Raw genomic sequence first — 17,144 nt, forward strand, 5'->3', positions numbered from 1 at the left:
ATGGAAGAGAAAATAGCCAAAGAATTTTTGGCCGTAAGAAACTATGCAGACAAAATTCTTGTAATGAAAGACTCGACTGCTACTGTGGATTTGGCTGCACAGGCACTTGGTTGTGAACCGGCGAGAATTGCTAAAACTTTGAGCTTTGACGTTAGGGATAACACTGTTCTGCTTGTTTGTGCAGGTACTGCAAAAGTAGATAACAAAAAGTTCAAAAAGACTTTTTCAGCCAAAGCCAAAATGCTTAGAGCTGAAGAGGTGGCTGATAGGACAGGCTTTCCTGTCGGCGGAGTATGTCCGTTTACTGAACAAAATGACGGTTTGGAAATATATTTGGACGATTCTTTGAAAGCCTTTGATTACGTTTATCCTGCTTGCGGAACACCGAATACGGCTATTAAATTAACTATTCAAGAGCTGGAGGATTTAGTTGCGCCAAAGTCTTGGGTGACAGTAACTAAGTGATTAATTAGGCTTTTTGTTTAGAAGTACTCCGCAGCCGACGGCAATGACAAGACAAGAGAAGATAGAGCAGATGAAGGGCATTGCCAGAGAGGTGTGCTGCACTATGTAGCCGAAAAGCGGTGGGACAAAAAGCATTCCTCCGTAATTGAAAAGCGCAATTGTGGAGCTTGCAGTGGCGGGGGAGACTCCTGGGATTTTTCCTCCGGCGCTGAATAGAATGGGCACGATTGGGGAAAGGCCGGCTCCTAACAGCGCAAAACCAAGGAGAGTCAGAAGGGGAAGTGAAGGAGTAAGGACAACTAAAAGGCCTCCAAGACTGCTAAGAATTCCTCCGGCAGCCGCAATTGTTTTGTCTCCGTAATTATCTCTAAGCCTGTCACAGAATAATCTGCAGCCGGCTGTGGCTAAAGAAAAGAATCCGAAGGTAAGTGCGGCAATGGCCTGGGACACGCCATCAAGTGAAGCCATGTAAAGGCTTCCCCAATCAACAACGACACCTTCCGTTTCTGAGGCAAGAAGACAGAAAACTCCGCAAAAGATAATGAATAACGGGACAGATTTAACGGACTTTGTTTGTTCCGATTTTTCTTCATTGCTTTCTTTATCATCAAAAAGTCTTTTTGACGCAAGGGGAATGAAACAGGCGTAGGGCACGCCCAAAATTAAAAAATTTAAAAATGGATCAGCGCCTAAAGAAGTCAGTAGGCCGCTGGCAAATGATGCAGCCGCGGCTGCAAGCGCAAAAACCGCATGGAGAAAAGATAATCGAGATTTATTTTCTGCTTTTTCAAGTAAAACTCCTTGTACATTCATTGTGACATCGACGAAGCCAAGAGAAAGACCAAGTGCAGCTACACAAACAAAGAAAACGTAGATGTTAGGAGAAAGACCGCAGAGAATTACGAAGAGAGGACAAAGTAAAGCCGCGATAGTGATTAAGCGTTTGGAGCTGTATTTCGCTGTAAGTTTTGGTGTTAAGGCCATTGCACACAGGCTTGAGCATCCTAGGCAAAACAAAATAAGTCCCACAATTGCAGGATCAATACCAAGTCTCTGAGATAAAGCAGGCATCCGAGATGTTAGTAAGCTGAACGAAAGCCCGGGAGCGGCAAAAAAGTATGCGACCGAGAATAATTGAATAGAACTTTTGTTAAGCATGTGATTCCTTCTCAAGAATATTTCGCCTTTGCCTTGAGAAAGAGTCCGATTGAAAAAGGTGCGCAAACCACTCGGAAGCCACCATTATAAGATAGAAGAAAGGAGATAAGTCAAATAGAAATTTTTTCTATACCGACGAAAAAAATCCCGAAGGTTTAACTTCGGGATCTTTAGCGAATCAAAGATTTAACTTTTGATTATCTGGCCTTTTTTACACCGGCTTGAGCTTCTTTGATCAGAACCGGATCAGGATCGTTCTTCTGTTCTTCAGAGACGTCTTCGCCAGTAGCGATCTTGACGTTGGCCCAGTAGCCCCAGTGATAAGCTGCATCAGCTTCACTGACTTTACCGTCGCCGAACATCAAGCGGGCTGTACCACGGTACGGCTGGAAGATGCCGCCGCCAAGGTAAACGTGACCCAAACCGAACACGATGAAGACTAAGAAAGCAACGATGTGAACTGTCTTAGCAACAAACAATGTTGTCTGGGAGAAATGGATAGCCCATTCACCGCCAGGGAGCAGACCTGTGTTGAGCCACATGATCATGCCGCTGATGGCTGCGAAGATACCGGCGAACAACAAGGTGCCGTCAGCAACGCGCTGCATACTCTTAACTTCTCTCTGAGGAGGCATGTGAACTTTGCCTGGAGCGAACAAGTATGGAAGGAACTTCTTAGCGAAGATGTAGTCGTCTTCATCCCACTTTCCAAAAATGTTCTGGCAGAACAAATGCTTTGCTCCTTTCAAGGAGAAGAAGAAGGCATACAACGGCACGAGGATGAATGGAATAGCAGCCAAGCGGTGCAGCCATCTCATCGCAATTGTGAACTCTGGACCGGCCCAAGCGTTTGCAGCAGGGACGAAAACAAAGATTCCGCTGAAAATTAACAGAATACAACAGACGGCAGCTGTTCCGTGGGTGAAACGAGCCAGAAAAGAATGTCTCTTGATATATTTTTCAACCATGATTTACCTCTTATTTTGACTCTTGATCAGCTTGATCTTTTTTCATTTTGTCGAGTTCGTCAACAACAAGCTTGTCGCCTTCTGTACGTTGACGTGCTGTCCATGTCTTGCGTGCTTCTTCAACAGACAGTTTCTTGCGTCTGTAGCCGATAGCAGCAATCAAGGAGACTGCTAAGCCGCCAGCTGTTGCAATGGCAGCAAGTCCGGCAGCCGGTTTGGAGAGCTGAGACATGGAGACCATTGGAGAGAGCTTCGGATCTGCCGGAAGATCGGCAGCTTCGCGACCAAACTTGCAGACTTGGAGAATGTGCAGACCGCCCATTTCTTTTTCGCCGTAAAGTTCAGCTTTGTCATAGCCTCTGGACTTCATGAATTCAACACGTTCCTTACCAAGCTTGATCATCTCATCACGAGGACCAAAGTGGAGGGCGCCCGGTTGGCAAGTGGAAACACAAGCTGGTTTCATACCGTTTTCAAGACGATCCCAGCACATTGTGCACTTGTCGATCTTGGCTGTGTCATCGCCAACGCCGTAGTAACGTGGAACATCGAACGGGCAAGCCATCTGGCAGTACTGGCAGCCGATGCAGATATCTTTGTTAACGGAAACTACACCGTTAGGCTGAATCTTAAGAGCACCGGTCGGGCAGACCATGGCGCAGCCAGCTTCTGTGCAGTGGAAGCAGGAGCGTCTTCCGAAAGCCCATTCCACCGGTCTGACCTTGCTTTCAGTTCTCTTTTCTTTGAAAGTCATGATCAAACGGTTGCTTCCATTCAAGTCCATAGGAGCTTGGTAGCTTCCTGTGAACTTGTTTTCGTTCAAACCGAGTGGTGAGAACAAAACGTTCCATTGCTTACAAGCAATCTGACATCCTTTACATGCTGTGCACTTGGAGGAGTCATAAAGCATTGCTACTTCTTGATTAATATATTTAGTAGTCATTTATTTTACCTCCTTAGGCTTTTTCAACATTAACGAGGAATGCCTTATATTCAGGAATATAAGAGTTTGGATCGCCTACGTTTGGTGTCAAATCATTCATTGTGTCACCGGTTGAGAAGGCAGATGCCCAGCTCCAGTGGTGAACAAGTCCGATTGTGTGAACTGGTTTATTGTTAACAGTCATAGGTCTGAGACGTACTGTTACCATTGCCCAGGCTACGATAGAACCGCGTTTGTTAAAGACTCTGATTCTGTCGCCGTTTCTAATGCCTTTTTCTTTAGCCAATTCTTCGGAGATTTCAACGAATGGCTGAGGTTGTACCTCAACAAGCCAAGGAATATTTCTTGTTTGTGTACCGCTCTGCCAGTGTTCTGTAATGGAGTAGCTTGTTGCAACAATCGGGAACTCTTCAGCGTTACCGCGTTGAACATTCTTCCACTGTGTGAACTGAACCATTGGGCTGTCATTTCTTCCGTTAAGAAGGTTCTTGACAGGAGATTCATACGGTTCATAGTGCTCTGGCATCGGACCATCTTTCATCGGGTAAGCAAACAATCTGGAGTGCTGTTCCCAAGTCATAAAGAAGGCGTTGTCATTTGGCGGGACTTGAACAACTTTACCGTTTTCAACCTTAGAAGTTACGAAGTCGCCGACGTCGTTGTTAACCCATTTTTCTCCGTTCCAAGAAACAAGCATCTTGTTTGGATTCCATGGTTTTCCCTGTGGGTCAGCAGAAGCTCTGTTGTAGAGAACTCTTCTGTTTGCCGGCCAGGAGAAGGACCATTCGGAGTAGAGGCCTAAGCCGGATGGGTCATTTAAGGAACGGCGTGCACATGGCTGTTCCATCGGATCCCACTTAGCAACTTCATTGTTGTAGAAGCCGCCGAAAATCCAGTCGCCGCAGGCTGTTGAACCGTCGGCTGTCAATTGATGATAGCCGTCAAGGAGTTTGCCAGTCTTGGTGTTGTAGCCATTGAGGGCGTGAGAAACGCTCTTAACGTCGAGATGGCCCATTGGGTCTCTGTAGTTCCAGTTGACCTTAAGAATCTGTTCTGGGTTTGCACCGCCTTCGTTAGCATAGATCTGACGAATTCTAAGGAACAAACGAGAAAGGATTTCGAAGTCGCTCTTAGCCTGACCCTGCGGTTCAATGGCTTTCTGTCTCCATTGCATCCAGCGGCCGGAGTTATTAATGGAACCTTCTTTTTCATAAATCAAAGCTGCCGGCAACATGTAGACGGTAGTATTGATCTTTGACGGATCCATGTCCGGAGCTTTCCAGAAGGAAGCAGTTTCTGTTTCGAACCAGTCTGCAACAACGAGCCAATCAAGCTTAGCCATTGCATGCCTTGTGAACTTGGCGTTGGAAGCTGAGTGAGCCGGGTTCATACCCCAGACCAAATATCCCTTAACCTGTCCTTCGTTCATATACTGGAAGGAAGGAATTGTACTGTCGTTGTGCTTCAAGGAGCGCTTCGGCAGGAGGTCATAGCAGTAATCGTTTTCAGCTGTAGCGTTTTCACCGAACCATTCTTTCAGCAGGGAAACCATGAATTTTGGTTTGTTCATGTAGTAACCAGCTGCATATGTTTCAGCAGACAAGTAGGCATTTAATGTCGGATGCTTCTGAGAGATTGGCCATGCCAAGTATCCCGGTGTGAAGTCCATTGTGGCGCCGATGTCGGTTGAACCCTGAACGTTTGGTTCGCCGCGCAATGCGTTGATGCCGCCGCCGGCAACGCCAACGTTACCAAGAAGAAGCTGGACAACGCACATGATACGGCAGTTCTGAGAACCATAGGAGTGCTGAGTTTGACCAAGGGCGTAGAGAATGTTGCCGCTCTTTTCCGGTGCGCCGGAAGCTGTGTATGTCTTGTAAATGAGTTCAAGCAATTCCGGATCGATGCCTGTAACTTCATAAACTTTTTCAAGTGTGTAGCGGGAGTAATGCTTAGCCATCAAGTTAAGTACGCAGTGCGGATCCTGTAAGGTCGGATCTTTCTTAGGTACTTTCAATGCAGGAGCATTAAATTTTGGAACGCCTGGGTTGTTAATCCATGCGCCGTTGGCACCCGGTTCAGAATCCCATGGAATGACTTCTTCTGTTTGGTACATCCATGTTCTGTTGTCGTATGCGTGTTCTTTATCTTCCCAACCAGTAAATAAGCCGTCGTCAACGTCAAAGTTGAAGTCCTTGTTGATAAGGTATGTGGCGTTGGTATAGGCCTTGACATACTCTTTCTGATAAAGGTTGTTAGAGAGGATGTAGTTGATCATACCGCCGAAGAAGGCAATATCTGTACCCGGACGGATATGAGCAAAAATATCGGCTTGAGAAGCAGTTCTGTTGAATCTTGGGTCAACAACAATCCATTTAGCGCCTTTATCAACTGCCTTATGAACCCAGCGGGAAGACAATGGATGGTTTTCCACGTTGTTAGCACCGATGGAAAGAATGACGTCTGAGTTTTGGAAGTCGCACCAGTGGCTGGTCATAGAACCACGGCCAAAGGAAGGAGCTAAGCCGGAAACTGTAGAGGAGTGGCAAACACGAGTTTGGTTATCGATCTGAACGACACCCAAAGAACGTGCAAACTTCTGAACCAAGTAACCTTCTTCGTTATTGAGCTGAGCAGCGCCGAAGCTGGCAATACCTTCGCAGCGGTTTACAGTAACGCCGTTTTCAACAGTTGTATAGGATTCGTCACGTGTCTTTTTGATTGCACGGGCGATTTCGTCAATAATCTGGCTCCAAGAGATCGGTTCCCATTCCTTAGAACCCGGTCTTCTAACCAAAGGCTGTGTCAGACGATAAGGGTGATCAATAAGTTTCTGTTTCGGAGAAACAATGTCTCTCAGACCTGTTAAGGCAGAACCCTTCGGGCAAAGGCCGCCTAAGTTGCAGGGGTTATCGGGGTCGCCTTCGATGTTTACTAATTTTCCATCTCGGACAGAACAAATTGTGCCGCATCCGCCGGAGCAGTAGCAGCAAATATTCAAGAACTCTTGTGTATCGTGCAGCTTCCAAGGTTTAACTTGCCCTGGTACAAATCTGCCGGCAGCTTTTGCGCTGAAGGCAGCAGAAGCAAGACTAAATGCTGCAGACGATTTCAGAAAATGTCTTCGTGTAGTTTGCATAATGCCTAGAATTCCTTTTCCGAGGTGCTTCCAAAAAAGGGGGTGGAATTTGCCTCAGACGATAGTAGTGTTGGGGGATCCAACTATTCCAAGAAACTATAAAAGTGAATATTCAAACAGACAATCATCCACTCGGCTTAATGGGCAATTATTAAGAGTTATAAAAATATATACCTCATTAGATAGAGAATCCGTCTAGATTGATTGAAAGCCAAGGAGTTTATAAAAAGAGGAGGGTATTGTTGATCATTCAAGTACGGATGATCTTCCTATCTAAACGGATGAATTTTGAAATCTAAAATTACAATTGATAATACAAATTAAAATATTTTTCCCTCTCCTTTCGCCAGAAGTGTTGCTTTTGTATTAAGGAAAACACTTAGTAGATTATTGATGAAAACCCTTAATTATTTGTTGAATTGAATAACTCTTTTTGGTGAATAAGTAAGAGATCTACGGCTCATCTTTCTTATTATTTACTCATTAATGTGAAATTTTTTCACGGTTTTTGGAGATAAAGATGTCACTAGTTAAATGGGACGTTTCAGTGCCGGAAGAGTTGAACGATGCCGCTATGAAATATCTTGCAGAAAGCGGACAAGGAGTAGAAGGTCTTTCAAATTTGGTCGCAACAGCAGTAGGTAAATTCGTTCAGGATCCCAGAGCTCTGGATAAAGAAAGTGATGTGACCGAAGGCGAGCTTAATGACTTAATTGCTGCTTCTTTGGCTAAGTTCAAAGAAAAATACAGCGGAATAACTGAAGGAGAGATCCGCGACATGATTAATCAGGCGGTCCAAAAGACGAAAGAAAAGTATTCTGGAATCACCTTTGGTCAATTCAATGATATGGTCAATGAGGGGGTGAAAACTCTTAAAGATAAGCTAACCAAGTAATAAACTCTCTTCCCATAAAGGCTCTAAAGGAGCCTTTTTTAGAGTTGTTCGACTTTAATCCCTGATTTTTTTAAGAATTCAATTCCGTCTGAGCTTCGGTAAGTGGTGTGGTAATACACTTCTTTTATCCCGCACTTTTGAATAAGAAGAGAGCAGTGGAGGCATGGGCTATGAGTTATAAAAATTTTTGCCCCCTCGGACGAATAGCCATTCTGAGCCAGTTTGGCGATAGCGTTTAGTTCAGCGTGCTGGACTTCCGGCTTAGTGACAAGTTTTCCGTCCACTTCATCCTCACAGCAATTATCGTAACCGGTGGGCATTCCATTCCAGCCGAAAGAAATAATGGAATGATTTTTTACTATCACGCAACCTACTTTGAGACGCTTCGCATAACTTCTTTTTGAAGTTAGAAGCGCAATCTCCATGTACATGGCGTTATCTTTTTTGATATCCATTTCTTCTCTCTGAAAAGAAAAACAAAACGCATTTTAGCAATTTGGGCCGAAAGCCTCAAAAATACGGTTCAAAATGGATTTTGTGCAGGTTCCGGAAATAGTCAGTGTGCTAACCTTATGAAAATATTTCTTACAGGTCTAGCTATGAAAGTATTACTTGCCTTAATCTGTTTTATCGGAATGCTTCTTCATTCATTATTTGGATATTTTCTTTATGTGAAAGGAGAAAATATTTTTTATCCCGAACAAAAACAAATTCAAATTCTAAATAAAACAGCTACAGCTTTGCTTCAAAAGGTTCCGGATACTATTGAAGTTCCTGCATCTAATAATACAGTAAATACAGAAAATAAAGTTGAAGTACCAAAAGTAGAAATGCTTCAAAAATCTGCTTTAACTGAGGCAAAAAGTGAACCTTCATTACAAATAACTGATACTTATCAAGCTCCTGAACCGGCTATGAAGCATCCTGAATTTATTACCGGATGGGCTGGTTTCTTACAGGTAGAAAATGCAGTTGTGACATTCATCTTATTCTTGTTGGGTTTCTCCATCTGCTGTATTAACGGAAGAGGAACTGCTTCTCGATGGGTTTTTGGTTTTAATTTGGTTTTCTGGAGTACATTGTCAGGAGCCATATGGTTCTTCCATCCAACTAATACTCCGTTAAATATCCTGAGACTGACATTTAATTTCCCTGAATGGTATTTTGTTTTAGTAGCTTCTGGGCTTGCAGCCTTATTGAGCTTCATTCTTTATATCAATGCTTTCAGAGCTCCTATTGACAAAAAGAAAAAACTCAGCAACGAAGTAGGGGATAAGGAACCTGCGTTGAAAAAAGAAGTTGTCAAGAACGAAAAAAATAGTGTTGATTCCAAGCTCGACAACTCTTCTAAAACAGCTCCGGAAGTAAAGAATTCTGAGGAACCAAAACAGAAAAAGGGCTTTGGTTTTGGTTTCGAAAGATTTACTAAAAAAACAGAAAAAGAAGTAAAGCCGGACGTAAAAAAAGATATTATGGCAGAAATTAAACCTAAGGAAAAAACTGAAAATAACTCTAAAATAAAATCAGAATTTAACTCAGTAAAAGAAGAGATAAAAGAAAAAAAGGATAATTTAAAAACAGGTTTTGATTCCTTTGAAAAACCTTTAGAAAAACCAGTTGATAATTTAAAAGGGAATAACGAAAAAGAAGTAAAACAAAATGTTAAATTAGATAATAAGACTATTAAGGAAGATAAGAAACCGGAAGATAGTGTTATTATTTTGGGAAACGCTTCTACGAAGAATGAAACAATCAAACCGGCTGAAGCTGAGAAGATTTCAGAACCGATTATTCCTAAAAACGAATTGAATAAATAAATTTAACTTTTTAGAAGGCCTGTTTTTACAGGCCTTTGCTTTAAGGACAAGAAATGTGCCACTTAAATAAAAACGAGAATCCTGTAGATCTTGAAAAAATCGCTGCAATGAATAGAGCAGTTGTTGGTGAAAAAGCTCCTGAATTTACCTTATCAACGGATACAGGAGGTGAACTTAGTCTTGCTGATCTTTTAGGAAAAAAAGTAATTTTGTATTTTTATCCAAAAGATAATACTTCCGGCTGCACTTTTGAAGCTCTAAGTTTCAAAGAGAACCTTAAAAAATTTACTGACTCTGGGTATGTGGTTTTAGGAGTATCAAGAGACTCTGTTGCCAGTCATGCAAAATTTAAATTGAATAAAGAATTACCTTTCACTTTGCTTTCTGATCCGACAGAATTCGCTTGTAAAGAATATGGCGTTCTGAAGTTGAAGAACATGTATGGTAAGAAATATCTTGGTATCGAGAGATCTACCTTTGTAATAAATGAGCTCGGAATTCTTACCCATGAATATAGAAAGGTGAATTCAAAAACTCATGTAGATCAGCTAATTAAAGATCTTGGTGTCTGAAAATTAAGTTAGAAGAGGATGCCGCTTGTAAAAATGCGGGCGAGAGTTTTAATTGTGTCAAGAATTTCATCAAGATAGTAAGAAAAGAAATTCATGTCATCTTGCAGACCGACAAAGAAGTCCGTTAGGTCAAGGTCACTAGATATTTCATATAGAAAAGTCTGGAGCCAATTGTTAAATGAAGAAAGTAAATCCATTGTCTTTTAAAAAATTGCTTCATCTTCTAGGATACCAAGAAAGCGGAATCTTATAACAATTTTTTTACTCAACTTAAGAAAAGACCTCGCAAAAGCGAGGTCCTATTTACTTATTTTGAATTAGCTAGCTAACTGAGAGTCGCTATCCATTTTTTCTGTACCGAGTGTACCTTCGAGTTTGGAAACTACTAAGGCAGTAAGGTTATCACCGAGGACGTTTACAGAAGTTCTGATCATATCGAGAACTCTATCAACACCAGCGATCAAGGCAACGGCTTCAAGAGGAATACCAACTTCTGTGAAAACTAGAGTTGTCATGATCAAACCGGCTCCCGGAACACCTGCTGTACCAACAGCTGCAAGAACACCCATGAGTACAATTTCAAACTGTTGAGTCATTGTAAGATCGATGCCGAAAACCTGAGCAGCGAATACTGCGGTTACGCCCATGTAAATGGAAGTACCGTTCATGTTGATGGTGTTTCCAAGAGGAATTACGAAAGAGGCAATTGCTTTCGAAGAACCTAATTGTCTTGTACTTTCAAGGTTGATAGCCAAAGCAGCAGCGGAAGAGCAGGTGGTAAAAGCGATTAACCATGGTTCGAAAACTCCTTTCAAGAATTTTGAAATGCTCATGCCGATCAACTTGACCAAAGGCAAGTAGGTAATAACGACAAAAATTACAGTAGCGATAAATGCGCAAAGGATTAATTTTCCGAGAGGCAACAAAACTGCCAATCCGTGTTTAGTAACTGTGTAAGAGATAAGGCCGAATACACCGATAGGAGCATAAAGCATTACATAGTTGGTCATGCGGATCATGACATCACCGACTTTTTGGAAAAAGTCTGTCAACATCTTAGCTGGTTCGCCCATAACGGAAATACAGAAACCAAAAAAGATGGAGAAGAAAATTACCTGAAGCATATTGCCTTTACCAAAGGCATCTATTGGATTGATTGGAACAATTTCCATCAAGACTTTAGAAAGTGGAGGTGGGGTTGCAGATTTTGCCTTGAGTCCTTCAACGGAAATTGAAAGGCCAAGTCCCGGATCCATAAAGTTTGCAACAATCAAACCAATGGTAACAGCTACTGCTGTTGTAATAGCAAAGATTAAAATTGTTTTTACAGCAATTGATCCGATCTTACTTGCATCACCAAGTCCTGCAGCGCCGGCGATCAAAGTGGCAATAACAAGAGGAACTACTACCATTCGAATCAATCGAATGAAAAGCTGACCGAGGGGTTGAAGCCAAGTTGTTGCAAATTCTGTAGAAACAATGGTACCCACGATGACACCGAGTACCAGACCGTACATCATTTGCATTGGCAAACCTAGCCAAAATGATTTTTTAGCCATAATTTTCTCCAATAGGGTTTATCAGGAATAATTGTAATTTTCTTTACAACTAGTAACTATGATAAATCTATTTCAGTGTGATTACCTATTTTTGGTGAGAGAAATGCAAAAGGGTCCTTATTAATTTGAATTAAGTACAAAGTCAGTTGTATAAAAACTACTATTAGATAATAAAATTTCGCTTTATGAAAAAATCTTCTCTATTTGGAAAATAAAGTGATTTTTGAATAAGCCTTTTAATAATAAAAATAAGAGACAAAAGTGCTTAGAAAGTCATGAAATTTAGAATAAATATTTTCATAAATCAATTGGCTATCAGAAGATGTTTTAATTTTTATAAGAAATTAGACAAAAAATAAAGCGAAAGTTTTTGAAGGGTTTTATAAAGGATTGAATTAACGCATACAAATCCCATATTTTTATTGGTGAGAAATCAACTGTCAGAATATGGACAGAACAGAAAAAATTAAACTCTATATTGAAAGAATTTCAGAAGACTGACAAAGACAAGAAAGTTCATCAGTTTTTATGGAGGTTAGAAAAAATTTAACTAGTGAGCTAACCAGCCCGATAGAAAGCAAAAATTTTTAATATTTTGAGATTTTTTTTAAAAGATAAAAGATATTTTTTCACATATTTAAAGTTTATTTTTAAATTTTTTAGATTTCATAAAGAGAAGAAAAAGATAAAAATTGAACCATTTTTAGGCCTAAACTCAACTCAACATAATAGTAGTTATGTTGAGTTAATAGTAATTTTGAGGGAATTTTCTTCTTAGTAGCCTCATAGTTGTTTCTTTTAATTTTCTTCTCATAAATTTATAAGCTGTTTTGAATTATTTTTATTTCTCTTATAAGTCCTTTCTCTTTATTTATGAGGATTGTTTTAACAATATTTATTTTATGTTTCTTCTCTGTTATTTATTATTTAATCGTTAATAAAGATTATTTTTAATAGTCAGATTATTCTTAAATTTTATTTAAAAATTTTGTTGAAATATTAAGCAATGACTCCATCTGATGTAATGGAGATTATTAGTCATGGATTAGGTGAGCTTATATTTAAGCCGTTTTAGTTGTTCTAGTCATTTTGAATAATTTTTAAAAAGATTTTAATTAAATCTAACTATCCATAAATGTTTTGTTATTTACTCTAATTGATGTCATGGTAATGAATCAAGTTAAAGTTTCATTAGGTATTTACTATTGGTTGAGTTGTTTTTGTTCTATCGAAAATAAAGTATTTCAAAAACAACAAGTTATGATATTAATCTAAAGGAAAGGTGTAGAATTGTGGATATAATTAATAATTCTTTAAAAAACATTAAGATATATAATTCTAATAGAATTGGTCTATGAAAATTACTGGTCTGTCCCCTATCCTTTTCCTCTTTGTTTATTAAAAATATTTATCCTAAATTAAGTATTTTATGGAGGCAAATAAAACTTATAAATAACATTAATATTAAGAACAAATAGATATTAAATAGAAAACATTATTTTTATAATATTTCAAATTTTAAAAGCTAAAATTATTACTTGTTTGTTTTATACATTGCTAAATTACTTATTGTTATTATTTTAAATTTATATATTCACTATATATTGGTGTATCGTAATCACTTATCAGATTGAATCTTACTTATAAAGGTAATTTTCTATAATTAATAGAACTCAATTCCCAAAATAAAAATGTTTGGACTCGGTACTATTATTAATATTTTTGCCATTGTTTGTGGCGGCGTACTTGGTACGTTTTTCGGAAAGCATTTGTCAAAAGAAAATCAAAATGCACTGATTTCTGCATGCGGACTTTGCACTCTTTTTATAGGAATTGCAGGATGCCTTGAACAAATGCTTAAGGTTGAAGGAACTCACCTTTCCTCTTCCGGCGTCATGGTGATCATTCTGAGTTATGCTATTGGAACGTTAATTGGAACGATTTGCAAACTTGAAGAAAAAATCGAGAAATTCGGAGAGTTTCTAAAAGCTAAAGCCAACAGACAAAATGATAATAATTTCATAACCGCTTTTGTCGTTTCTTCTTTGACGGTTTGTATTGGTGCAATGGCGGTTGTTGGCGCAATTCAAGACGGAATAAATCAAGATATATCCATCTTACTGGCGAAATCAGTATTAGATTTCGTCATTATTTTGATTTTAACCGCATCACTTGGCATTGGCTGTGCCTTCTCAGCGATTCCCGTAGGAATTTTTCAAGGCTCAATTACGCTTCTTGCAGTTTTTATTGAACCGGTATTGACTTCCAAGGCGCTTGATTATCTATCAATGACCGGATCTATTTTGATTTTTTGCGTTGGAGTGAATCTAATTTTTGGTAAAAAGTTCGAAGTGGCGAATATGCTTCCCGTTCTTCTAGTAGCTGTGCTTTTTGCCTATCTTCCTTGGTTTAATTAGATCGTCTTTCTCGGCTGAGTTTTTTGGGCCAAGCTAGGATAATCATGTTGGCGACAATAGCCGTTCCGCCGATAAGTTCATAAGTATTAAAAGACGAATTCAAGAAAATAACGGATAAGAGAACTGCCGAGAACGGCTCAAAGGAGCCAAGGATTGCTGAAATGGATGGGAGAACAAATTCCGTACTTTTAAGATAACACCAGAAAGCCGCTACTGTTCCGAAAAGAACGATCTGGGCATAAGCAAGAATGGCTGGAATTGTCCACTGTGCATTGTCATTGAACGGAGAGGTAAAACACATAGCAATTAAACCTCCGATGAGCATTCCCCAGCCGACAACAAAAGAAACCCCTGCTCTTTCAATAACTTGCTTTGGCTGAACAGTACAAAAAGCGCCGAATGCTGCCGATGCTAATCCCCAAAGCGCACCCGCCCAGGACAAGTCAAAAATTTCAAAATTCCCTTTTGAAACAAGAAGAAAGACACCTACCAATGCTAATGCTAAGCAGATAATTTCTTTGAGGCTCGGTTTTCTTCCTTTCGTTAGAACGAAATAAAAAATAATGAATAGTGGACCAAAGCCAACCATGATGGCAGCAGTTCCGGCATTACTTACGGAAATCGCTTTGAAGAAAGTCCATTGAATCAAGAGGACACCAATCCCGTATACAACTACATCTCTTAAGTTTCTAAAATCTTTAAAAGGAGCAAAAATATTGCTTTTGGTGGAAATTGCATAAAGCAATAAAAGGCAAACACCGGAGCCGAAAAGTCTGAGTGTTGTTAAGTCTGACGAAACAAAACCACAAGAATTGAATAAGTATTGAGCGCAGACGGCCATAGAGCCCCAGCACCAGCCGGCAAAAGAAGCCAGAAGAACGCCTTTTAAAGAATTAGACATAATTGTTTTTATTAATCTTGTATTAGTCTGAAAAAACAAATAATTACTGGAATTGGATGGTTATTGATTTAATTCCTTACGCCATCCGAACGGAAGATAGATTCCTGGGAGATTCTCGGAGGGAATCTGTAGCCTTTTATACCAATAAATCCAGTGGTCTCGCCCGGGACGTGTATACCAATCTCGAATCATTTCTATGATATCTTGCACAATTCTTTCGTTTTTATTTTCTTTTCGGCAAGCAATAGAAATTGGCCATGGAGGACGGTGCCAGCCGGTCAAAATCGGAAAAACTTCTTCTGACTCAAGCTCTTCATCAACGAAGCTTGCTCCGATGTCGATAGCAATGCCCTCTGCTTGGATCAGCATTCTTTTACAGACAGAGGCATCCCCAAGAAATACCTGAGAGTAAGAACTTAAGTCAATGCTGTGCTGGCCGTTTTCTAGAATTGGATAATAAGAGCCGTTGGACATCTGTCTCATGAGAATGGTGTGATTTTTCAGCTCTTCAATGTCTTTGGGGATACCAAATCTTTTCTTATATTTTTTTGACGCCATTGGAAAGGTAAATTGATATCCGCTCGGAACCCAGAACAGTTCTTCATGCTTTGGCCGGTACCCGAACCAAGCAATGTCGGCGGTTCCATTAAGTAAACCTGTCTCCCCGCAATCTGATGTAAATTGGAGCTGAAGGTTCGGATACTTTGTCCTGCAAATATGAGTCAAGGAATTAATGAACTTGGTGCCGTCTGAATTAACCGGAAAACTGACGGTTAAAGAGTATTCCAAATTCTTTCTAACGGCGGTCCCCTTAATAAATTCATGACTGCTGATAAATTTCCAATTGCACAGAAGTCGCTGAACATAGGGCATGAGCTTCTTTACTTCCCATGTTAAGAGAGCCGGTTTTTTCGAGCGATCTAGGATGGTATAGCCAAGTTCCTCTTCTAACTGATTTATTAGTTTTGAGGCCCTCGACAAAGGAATGTCTAAAGATTTTGAGGCATCAGTTAAGTTACCGGTTTTATTGATTTCCGATAACAGTTGCCAAACTTTTAAGTTCTCTTTTACATTCACTTCTGCCCCCAACGTTTAGCGCAATTATAAAAAAACGGACCCCGAAGGATCCGTTTAGCAATTAACTCAAAGAGTTCTAGACTTCAAAAGTACCTTTGACGATAACCTTAGAGTCTTTCATGACTTGTCTGCCTTTCATGAACAGATGAACCGGTTGGTGTTCAGCGTTCATAACAAGCAAGTCTGCATCTTTACCTGCTTCCAAAGTACCTTTGTTTTCTAAGCAAAGGGCTGTAGCAATTGTTCTTGTGAGAGGCAAGAGGGCCTTTTCAAGACCAATCTTCTTAGCTAACTTCTGGAGGATAAGCAAGTTGTCAGATACCTTGCAAACTGCCAAGCCAACCATTTCACCCTTTTCATCAAATCTTGGCATGGAGCCATGACCGTCAGAAGAGAAAGTGATTCGATCGATTGGAGCGCCGTTTTCGAGAGCCATTACAAAGGCGTCAGAGGCATCACCCATGTAATTTCCGCCGCTGGTTGTGATATCAATGTATCCGCCGGCTTTGGTAAATTCAATAGCTTGTTCGAAAACAACCTTATGGCGACCTACGTGTGTCGGACGAATATGCTTGATAGGCATTCCCATCTTTACGCATTCCATAAATGCAGGGAATGCGATTGGCAGATCACCTAAATGTACATGCAAGTAAGAATCGTGACCGCAAATCATGCCGCCTACTCGGCAATCAGAAAGAACACGAAGAACTTCTTGAGTTGTTGGGAATGAGCAACGATGGTCTCCCATTGCAATCTTCACACCCAAGCATTCCGGAATTGTCAGAAGATCCTTACGAACATCACCGGTAACGGTTGTCGGAGGATAGCGATAGTTTGAGGTCCACATCCAGCCAGAAGCACCTTCCTTAGTTAAAGCTCTTACTTTTGCCATAAGGGCTTCGATAGGACGAGTTTCGCTGTCGGTACCAGAAACACCGACAAAGGATGTAATACCTGCTTCAACTAATTCAGAAAAATTGAGTTCAGGGGCGCGAGTGACTGTACCGCCTTCCCCGCCGCCTCCGGTGACGTGGATGTGCTGGTCAATCAAACCTGGGGTAACAATCGCACCTTCTAAATCAACTTCTTCAAGTCCCGGTACTTTAGCGTCAATGTGATCATCGATAGCGATAATCTTTTGTCCTACTACCAGGATGTCTTTACGACCTAAGTGTTCTGGTGCGTAAACTTCTGCGTTTCTAAACAAATATCCGGTTGGCATTCAAGACTCCT

At 40.4% G+C, this 17,144-nt stretch carries 14 protein-coding genes; 5 read left to right on the forward strand and 9 right to left on the reverse strand.

Annotated features, from left to right (window positions below; genetic code table 11):
• Window positions 1–465, forward strand: a complete 465-nt coding sequence (locus RDK53_RS07145) for a YbaK/EbsC family protein (RefSeq protein ID WP_308513939.1) — start codon at window positions 1–3, stop codon at window positions 463–465.
• Here the strand turns inward: RDK53_RS07145 and RDK53_RS07150 are convergent, their stop codons facing one another.
• The 4 genes from RDK53_RS07150 to RDK53_RS07165 form a co-directional block, all read right to left on the reverse strand.
• Window positions 466–1,623 carry an MFS transporter gene (locus RDK53_RS07150; RefSeq protein ID WP_308513940.1) on the reverse strand — a complete coding sequence of 386 codons (1,158 nt, stop codon included), beginning with the start codon at window positions 1,621–1,623 and terminating at the stop codon, window positions 466–468. It lies immediately after the preceding gene.
• Between the two features lie 197 nt (window positions 1,624–1,820).
• Window positions 1,821–2,591, reverse strand: a complete 771-nt coding sequence (locus RDK53_RS07155) for a cytochrome b/b6 domain-containing protein (protein WP_308513941.1) — start codon at window positions 2,589–2,591, stop codon at window positions 1,821–1,823.
• Between the two features lie 10 nt (window positions 2,592–2,601).
• Window positions 2,602–3,534, reverse strand: coding sequence for a 4Fe-4S dicluster domain-containing protein (locus tag RDK53_RS07160; RefSeq protein WP_308513942.1), 933 nt, complete (start codon window positions 3,532–3,534; stop codon window positions 2,602–2,604).
• 13 nt (window positions 3,535–3,547) lie between these two features.
• Window positions 3,548–6,673 (reverse strand): molybdopterin-dependent oxidoreductase, encoded by a 3,126-nt coding sequence (locus tag RDK53_RS07165; RefSeq protein WP_308513943.1) that lies wholly within the window; start codon window positions 6,671–6,673, stop codon window positions 3,548–3,550.
• A gap of 520 nt (window positions 6,674–7,193) precedes the next feature.
• On the opposite strand from RDK53_RS07165, the gene RDK53_RS07170 reads away from it, so the two are divergent.
• Window positions 7,194–7,568: a hypothetical protein gene (locus tag RDK53_RS07170; protein ID WP_066592347.1), complete on the forward strand. Its 375-nt coding sequence runs from the start codon at window positions 7,194–7,196 to the stop codon at window positions 7,566–7,568.
• A 38-nt stretch (window positions 7,569–7,606) separates the two neighbouring features.
• Here the strand turns inward: RDK53_RS07170 and RDK53_RS07175 are convergent, their stop codons facing one another.
• Complete coding sequence (locus tag RDK53_RS07175) at window positions 7,607–8,023, reverse strand: dCMP deaminase family protein (protein ID WP_277041476.1); 417 nt, start codon at window positions 8,021–8,023, stop codon at window positions 7,607–7,609.
• A 144-nt stretch (window positions 8,024–8,167) separates the two neighbouring features.
• Here RDK53_RS07175 and RDK53_RS07180 point away from each other — a divergent pair, with 144 nt between their 5' ends.
• The gene (locus RDK53_RS07180; RefSeq protein WP_308513944.1) at window positions 8,168–9,385 is read left to right on the forward strand and encodes a hypothetical protein; all 1,218 of its coding nucleotides are present in this window, start codon (window positions 8,168–8,170) and stop codon (window positions 9,383–9,385) included.
• 107 nt (window positions 9,386–9,492) lie between these two features.
• Window positions 9,493–9,957 carry a peroxiredoxin gene (locus tag RDK53_RS07185; RefSeq protein ID WP_308513967.1) on the forward strand — a complete coding sequence of 155 codons (465 nt, stop codon included), beginning with the start codon at window positions 9,493–9,495 and terminating at the stop codon, window positions 9,955–9,957.
• Between the two features lie 317 nt (window positions 9,958–10,274).
• Here the strand turns inward: RDK53_RS07185 and RDK53_RS07190 are convergent, their stop codons facing one another.
• Entirely contained in the window at window positions 10,275–11,516 is a 1,242-nt protein-coding gene (locus RDK53_RS07190) for a dicarboxylate/amino acid:cation symporter (RefSeq protein WP_308513945.1), read from the reverse strand.
• Window positions 11,517–13,207: 1,691 nt separating this feature from the next.
• Between RDK53_RS07190 and RDK53_RS07195 the strand changes: the two genes are divergently transcribed.
• Window positions 13,208–13,933, forward strand: a complete 726-nt coding sequence (locus tag RDK53_RS07195) for a DUF554 domain-containing protein (RefSeq protein WP_308513946.1) — start codon at window positions 13,208–13,210, stop codon at window positions 13,931–13,933.
• Here RDK53_RS07195 and RDK53_RS07200 read toward each other — a convergent pair.
• From RDK53_RS07200 to iadA, 3 genes are all read right to left on the reverse strand, one after another.
• Window positions 13,926–14,834 (reverse strand): DMT family transporter, encoded by a 909-nt coding sequence (locus tag RDK53_RS07200; protein WP_308513947.1) that lies wholly within the window; start codon window positions 14,832–14,834, stop codon window positions 13,926–13,928. The two genes, RDK53_RS07195 and RDK53_RS07200, sit on opposite strands and share 8 nt — an antisense overlap.
• A gap of 60 nt (window positions 14,835–14,894) precedes the next feature.
• Window positions 14,895–15,911 carry a LysR family transcriptional regulator gene (locus RDK53_RS07205; protein ID WP_308513948.1) on the reverse strand — a complete coding sequence of 339 codons (1,017 nt, stop codon included), beginning with the start codon at window positions 15,909–15,911 and terminating at the stop codon, window positions 14,895–14,897.
• Window positions 15,912–15,987: 76 nt separating this feature from the next.
• Window positions 15,988–17,133, reverse strand: a complete 1,146-nt coding sequence (gene iadA, locus RDK53_RS07210) for a beta-aspartyl-peptidase (RefSeq protein ID WP_277037055.1) — start codon at window positions 17,131–17,133, stop codon at window positions 15,988–15,990.
• Window positions 17,134–17,144 lie beyond the last annotated feature (11 nt).

Source organism: uncultured Turicimonas sp., from assembly GCF_902477955.1.
Taxonomy (GTDB): domain Bacteria; phylum Pseudomonadota; class Gammaproteobacteria; order Burkholderiales; family Burkholderiaceae_F; genus Turicimonas.

Excerpts from the sequence above, each read along its gene's own strand:
- RDK53_RS07175 (WP_277041476.1), bottom strand. The coding sequence starts at position 8,023 with ATGGATATCAAAAAAGATAACGCCATGTACATGGAGATTGCGCTTCTA.
- RDK53_RS07170 (WP_066592347.1), top strand. The coding sequence starts at position 7,194 with ATGTCACTAGTTAAATGGGACGTTTCAGTGCCGGAAGAGTTGAACGAT.
- RDK53_RS07160 (WP_308513942.1), bottom strand. The coding sequence starts at position 3,534 with ATGACTACTAAATATATTAATCAAGAAGTAGCAATGCTTTATGACTCC.
- RDK53_RS07185 (WP_308513967.1), top strand. The coding sequence starts at position 9,493 with ATGAATAGAGCAGTTGTTGGTGAAAAAGCTCCTGAATTTACCTTATCA.
- RDK53_RS07150 (WP_308513940.1), bottom strand. The coding sequence starts at position 1,623 with ATGCTTAACAAAAGTTCTATTCAATTATTCTCGGTCGCATACTTTTTT.
- iadA (WP_277037055.1), bottom strand. The coding sequence starts at position 17,133 with ATGCCAACCGGATATTTGTTTAGAAACGCAGAAGTTTACGCACCAGAA.
- RDK53_RS07165 (WP_308513943.1), bottom strand. The coding sequence starts at position 6,673 with ATGCAAACTACACGAAGACATTTTCTGAAATCGTCTGCAGCATTTAGT.
- RDK53_RS07180 (WP_308513944.1), top strand. The coding sequence starts at position 8,168 with ATGAAAGTATTACTTGCCTTAATCTGTTTTATCGGAATGCTTCTTCAT.
- RDK53_RS07145 (WP_308513939.1), top strand. The coding sequence starts at position 1 with ATGGAAGAGAAAATAGCCAAAGAATTTTTGGCCGTAAGAAACTATGCA.
- RDK53_RS07200 (WP_308513947.1), bottom strand. The coding sequence starts at position 14,834 with ATGTCTAATTCTTTAAAAGGCGTTCTTCTGGCTTCTTTTGCCGGCTGG.
- RDK53_RS07195 (WP_308513946.1), top strand. The coding sequence starts at position 13,208 with ATGTTTGGACTCGGTACTATTATTAATATTTTTGCCATTGTTTGTGGC.
- RDK53_RS07190 (WP_308513945.1), bottom strand. The coding sequence starts at position 11,516 with ATGGCTAAAAAATCATTTTGGCTAGGTTTGCCAATGCAAATGATGTAC.
- RDK53_RS07155 (WP_308513941.1), bottom strand. The coding sequence starts at position 2,591 with ATGGTTGAAAAATATATCAAGAGACATTCTTTTCTGGCTCGTTTCACC.